Below are 5,086 nucleotides of genomic sequence, written 5' to 3' on the forward strand. Positions count from 1 at the left end.
CCCGCCGGCGGCCGCCGGCGTCCTCCAGGGCGTGGGCGAAGCCGGCCCCGGCCGCCATGCCCGCCAGTCCGGCCGCCACCATGCCGACATTGAAGATCAGGGGGTTGGGGGCGGCCGGCCCGCCGAGTTCGCTGATGAACTGGGCGCCGGCGTTGAATCCTGGAAACAGCCGCTGGGCCAGCCAGACGTCGGCCACCATGACCACGGGCGCGATCAGGCCGATCCTCAGCAGGCTGCCAACGCTCAACACTCGTCCCGTCTCCGGATGTTCCACGGGTACAGATCGCGCCGGGCGGGGGCGGGGTCAAGGATGGAAGGCGGCAACCGACGGGGACAGGCGCATGCGCCTGTCCCCGTCCGTGGAGCGCGCCCCTACTTCGCGCCGAACAAGTTCCCGAAGAAGTCGCCCTTGTTCCAGCGCGGCCGGGCCGGCGCGTCGGCCAGTTCGCGGGCGATCTCGTAATTGACCAGGGCGAAGCGGGCCGCGGCCTGGTAGTTGATCGGCTGGCTCAGGTCGTCGCTGGGCTTGTGGTAGTGGGTGGCCAGGAAGTCCTTGAAGCCCTTCTCGCCGCCGTTCTTGAAACCGGTCATCAGGAACACCGACGGCACGCCCTGCTCGACGAAGCGGTAGTGGTCGGAGCGGGTGAACAGGCCTTCCTCCGGCAGCGGGTCAGGCGACAGCGAGACGCCGACCCGGCCGGCGGCGCGGGCCACGGCCGGACCGATCGACGAGCGGTCGGCCCCGAACGCCACCACGTCCTGGAAATCGTACAGCAGGATCGGCATGTCCAGATTGACGTCGGCGACCAGGTTGGCCTTCGGCACGGTCGGGTTGTGGGCGAAATATTCCGAGCCGATCAGGCCCTTCTCCTCGGCCGTCACCGCCAGCAGCAGGATCGAGCGCTTGGGCTTGGTCCTGGCCTCCTTGAAGCCGCGCGCCACCTCCAGCAGGGTGGCGACGCCCGAGGCGTTGTCCAGCGCGCCGTTGTTGATCTTGTCGGCGTCCTTGCCGTGGGTGGTGATCCCCAGGTGGTCGAGGTGGGCGCTGAGCACGACGACCTGGGCCTTGAGCGCCGGGTCCGAACCCTCGATCAGTCCGGCCACGTTGCTGCTCTGGCGCTTCTCGATCTCGGTCTTCAACTGGATGGTCGCCTGGGTCGGCAGGGCGAAGCCCTTGACCAGGCCGTCGGGCGTCTCGGCGGTCGCCAGCACGGTCTCCAGGGCGGCCGGCGCGCCGGTGAACAGCTTGGCCGCGCCCTTCAGGCTGAGGGTGACCAGGCTGGGGGCGTCGCCGCCGCGCACATAGGGAACGTCCTGGGCGTCGCGCCAGTTCATCCGCCATTCCTGGTAGCCGGCCACGCCGCGCGCGAACGGGCGGCGCTTCTCCGAACTGGTGGTCGGCATGGTCAGCACGCCGACCGCGCCGTGCTTGGCCGCCTCGGCCCGCTTCACGCCGGCATTGCCGTAGTGGGCGCGTTCCTCGGTCTGGAAGCTGGTCGGCGCGCCGCTGAGGAACACGACGATCTTGCCCTTCACGTCGAGGCCCGCATAGTCGTCGCGGCCGCGTTCGGGGGCGACGACGCCATAGCCGACGAAGACCAGCGGCGCGGTCAGCAGGACCTCGGCCTTGCTGGGCTGGGCGGCGGGCAGATAGTCCTCGCCGAAGGTCAGGGCGCCCGACTTGCCGTCGGCGCCGGTATAGGAAACCCCGCCCTCCGAGGCCGAGCGCGCGGCCGTCAGCGGCACCTGCTGCAGGTACGAACCGTTGTCGCCGGCCGGCTTGACGCCCAACTGGGCGTATTGCGAGGCCACATAGTTGGCGGCGATGTCGTAGCCGCGGGTCCCGGCCTCGCGGCCCTCCATCAGGTCGTCGGCCAGGAAGGTCATGTGCGCCTTGATGGCGGCGGGCGACGGCGTGAAGCTGGCGGCGACGACGGCGGCGGGTTTGGGCTTGGCCTTGGGCGCGGTCTGGGCGGCGAAAACGGGTTGAACGGTCAGCAGCAGGGCGGCGCCGGCGAGGGCGGCGCGACGGGAGAACGGCATCAAGGCAGGCTCCTAAAGCATTTTCGAGCGAAGTGGCTTCCGGTTCGCGTGAAGAAAATGCGCCAAAACAACAGCTCAAGGGCGGGGGCGAGCCCGCGAAGGCGCGAACCTTGGCCAGACGAAGGCCAGTTGTCGAGTTTGGTGACCTGAACGTTTTGTAATCTTCGCCGTGAAATCAACGTGGAGGGGCGGCGTTCTCGGCGGCCGGCCCCGATTTTCGCGTTAACCGCTTAACTTCACCGTCTTTGGTGAAGGCCGCTTAACCGTTCGGTAGGAAATTGCCCGGGCAAAGCCGGATGACCGGCGTCCGACCCAGGAGACGGCCGTGCAGGTCCTCGCCACCGCCGCCGCCGGCATGTTCGCCGCCGCCGACCGTCTCAGCGCCAGCGCCCAGCGCACCGCCGCCTGGGGCGCGGAACAGACCCAAGCCGAATCCAAGATCGACCTGGCCCACGAGGCCGTCGAGCAGATCTCGGCCAAGACCGACTTCAAGGCCAATGCCGAAGTCGCCAAGACCGCCGACGAGATGATGGGCGCCCTCCTGGACATGAAGGTCTAGGACACGGCTCCGTCCACGTCGGCCACGAGCCGGTCCAAGCCCACCCCGCATTCCCCCCTGCGCGGGCTTGGACCTGCCGTCCCCTGGTAGACCCGGTTCTACCGGGGGGCGGCGCCTACCTGGCCGGGTTCCCCGCCGCCGGCGCTACGGCCGCCTGCGCGGTCTCCTTGTAGGCGAGCGCCACAAACCCGCTTCTGTTGACGAACAGGCGGCCGGGGTCCCCGAGACTGCCGTCGTCCAGCGTGTCGATCTCGGAGAAGGCCCGCACCGGCTTGAGCACCGTCCAGCCCGCCGCGGCCTGGAGGACGCCGCCCTCGGTGTCGGCCACCACCACGCGATAATCCTTCGCCATGTCCAATTTCTCCCTCGTCTACCGGATGAGCTCGCGCTGCGCCGAAAGCGGCAGCGCGACGAAACAGGACTCGACCTGCGCCGGCGATGTCGCCGCGGCGAAGCAGTCGGCCAGCGTCTGGTCGCGGGCGGTCAGGCGCGGTCTCAGCGCGGACACGAAGGCGGCGCGCTGGTTGGCGTCGGCGAACGCGGCCTGGCGCGGGGCGGTCCAGAAGCGGGCGAAATTGGCTGCGTTGGCCTCGCGCTGGACGGTTACCGAGCGCCCGATCTCCTCGGCCAGGCGCTGTTCGGCGGCCTGCACGCTGCTGCCCAGATAGCTGACGCACAGCGCCTTCAGATCGGCCGCCTGCGTCGGCGTCGCGCCGGCCATGGACTTGTCGCGCAGCGCTCGCAGGCAAAACAGCATGACCTCGGTGCTGTCGTTGAAGTTGGCCTGTACGATCGTCTCGACCTTGGCGCCGACATCGCTGATCGCCTCGGGGCTGACGGTGTCGAGGCCGCCGGGGGCGGTCGACGACGTGGCGGTGGTGACGGTGACGCCGCCGGATCGCGCCAGGGTGCTCAGCTCCTCATAGGCGGCCGCCGTCGTGGTCCGCTCCTCCAGCGCGCTGTTCTGCGCGGCGCGGGCGTCGGCGCAGGGCTTGACCTTGGCCTCCTGCTCGTCGGTCAGCCCGGCCTCGGGCTTGTCCTTGATCGCATCGCAGACCTTCGCCTCGCCATTGACCTTCTCATAGTCTCCGGTCGCCGTGGCGTACGCGGCGGCGGCCTTGTCGCGGGCCTTGCGCGCCGCGTCCAACAGGACGATCGCCTCGCCCGACGCCCCCGCGCCGCCCGAACCCGTCGCCGCGATGACGACCGGCTTGGGCGTGACCGCTCCGGTGAGCTGCTCGATCGCCAGGATCGACACCATCAGCCGCTGATCGCGAATGGCTTGGACCGAAAGCTCCAGTTCGTCATAGCCGCCGCTGAGGTAGCGTTCGCAGGTGCGGTACATGAGCTCGCGCAGCATGTTGATCGTCTGGGTGCGGGGAATGGTCGAGCCCTGTTCCGAAGAGCTGAAGGCGGCGTTCAACGCGGCCTGGATCGAGGCGGGATCGGCGCTCTTGCTGAAGCTGCCGCCGGCGCTCAGCGCCTGGGCCACGACCGAGAACACGTCGGGACTGGGCTCGGCGCAGAAGCGGCGGCGCGAGGCGCTGGTCGCGCCGCCCGGGGGATCGGTCACCGGGACGAGCGAGGTCAGGATGCTGCGCTGCTTGGCGTCGACCGTGAAGACCTGAGTCTGGCCACTGTCGAGATTGCGTTGATGAAAGACCGAACTGCTGCAGCCAGCGGTCAGGACGAGCAGCCCGCAGGCCGCCAACACGTTCCACACTCGTCCCATCGCCGCTTCCCCCCAAAAAAGCGTCTTAGGTGGCGATCAAAGCCGTCGAGTCCCTGCGATGCCGCCCCAAGCTTGAGAGTAACGCTCAAGTCGAGACGGTGGTCAATCTGGAGTTACAATTTAAGTGAAGACAATCGTCCAGGGTGCGGCTGGTCGGGATCTCCCGACTGGTCTTGAAACCGCACGGTAGGAAGGGAAGGTTTCCCTTGAGCGAGCCAATCGGCCGCAGTCTGGACGACGGCGACGATGACCCGCGTCCACGCACGTGAGCTCAGTTGATAGCGCACCTGTTCGCCTCACGCGCGAACCATGAAACTTATTGTCGATCACTGCCAGATTGTAGTTGCGGTGACGTTTCCCGTCCGCAACAGAGGTGTCGGGAACTCGAGGGTTTGTTTCAGTGCGTATCGATTGGGTGCGATCACGCGCCAAGGTTTGCGTCGTGACGCCTGGTCGCGTTCGGCCTTTGATGGGACCCGCGGTGCGTCATGGGCGCTGACGGCGAGGTCCCGGTGGGCGCGGGCGGTGAGGACGATGGGCTTCCGTCCAGCGCGCCGTCGCTGATCTGCTTCGCCGCCATGCTGGGCTTTCTCGGCAAGCCGGCCGATCCCGCTCACCTTCGCCACGACCTGGGCCTGGGCTCCAACGAGGCCATGGTCGGCGACCTGTTGCGCCTGGCCAAGCGGCTGGAGGTGAAGGCCAAGTCTGTCCGCGCCGCCGCCGCCCGCCTTTGCCGCCAGCCGCTGGCCGCC

General features: G+C 68.5%; 6 protein-coding genes. 2 read left to right on the forward strand and 4 right to left on the reverse strand.

The genetic code is table 11. The annotated features are described in order from the left end of the window. Together PMI01_RS04525 and PMI01_RS04530 are read right to left on the reverse strand one after the other, a co-directional pair. Positions 1-250, reverse strand: a 250-nt coding sequence (locus PMI01_RS04525; protein WP_007663694.1) for a DUF998 domain-containing protein, incomplete at its 3' end; no start/stop codon positions are given. A 122-nt stretch (positions 251-372) separates the two neighbouring features. Beyond that, positions 373-2,043 (reverse strand): M20/M25/M40 family metallo-hydrolase, encoded by a 1,671-nt coding sequence (locus tag PMI01_RS04530; protein ID WP_007663703.1) that lies wholly within the window; start codon positions 2,041-2,043, stop codon positions 373-375. A gap of 325 nt (positions 2,044-2,368) precedes the next feature. On the opposite strand from PMI01_RS04530, the gene PMI01_RS04535 reads away from it, so the two are divergent. Further along, a complete protein-coding gene (locus PMI01_RS04535; protein ID WP_007663706.1) occupies positions 2,369-2,602 on the forward strand; it encodes a flagellar basal body rod C-terminal domain-containing protein in 234 nt (77 codons plus the stop codon). 115 nt (positions 2,603-2,717) lie between these two features. Here the strand turns inward: PMI01_RS04535 and PMI01_RS04540 are convergent, their stop codons facing one another. Together PMI01_RS04540 and PMI01_RS04545 are read right to left on the reverse strand one after the other, a co-directional pair. After that, positions 2,718-2,954, reverse strand: a complete 237-nt coding sequence (locus PMI01_RS04540) for a hypothetical protein (protein ID WP_007663708.1) — start codon at positions 2,952-2,954, stop codon at positions 2,718-2,720. An 18-nt stretch (positions 2,955-2,972) separates the two neighbouring features. Next, entirely contained in the window at positions 2,973-4,334 is a 1,362-nt protein-coding gene (locus PMI01_RS04545; protein ID WP_007663711.1) for a hypothetical protein, read from the reverse strand. Between the two features lie 488 nt (positions 4,335-4,822). Between PMI01_RS04545 and PMI01_RS25980 the strand changes: the two genes are divergently transcribed. Next, positions 4,823-5,086 (forward strand): cysteine peptidase family C39 domain-containing protein (locus tag PMI01_RS25980; protein WP_007663713.1); only part of this gene is annotated, 264 nt, incomplete at its 3' end.

The organism is Caulobacter sp. AP07, assembly GCF_000281955.1.
Classification (GTDB): Bacteria; Pseudomonadota; Alphaproteobacteria; order Caulobacterales; family Caulobacteraceae; genus Caulobacter.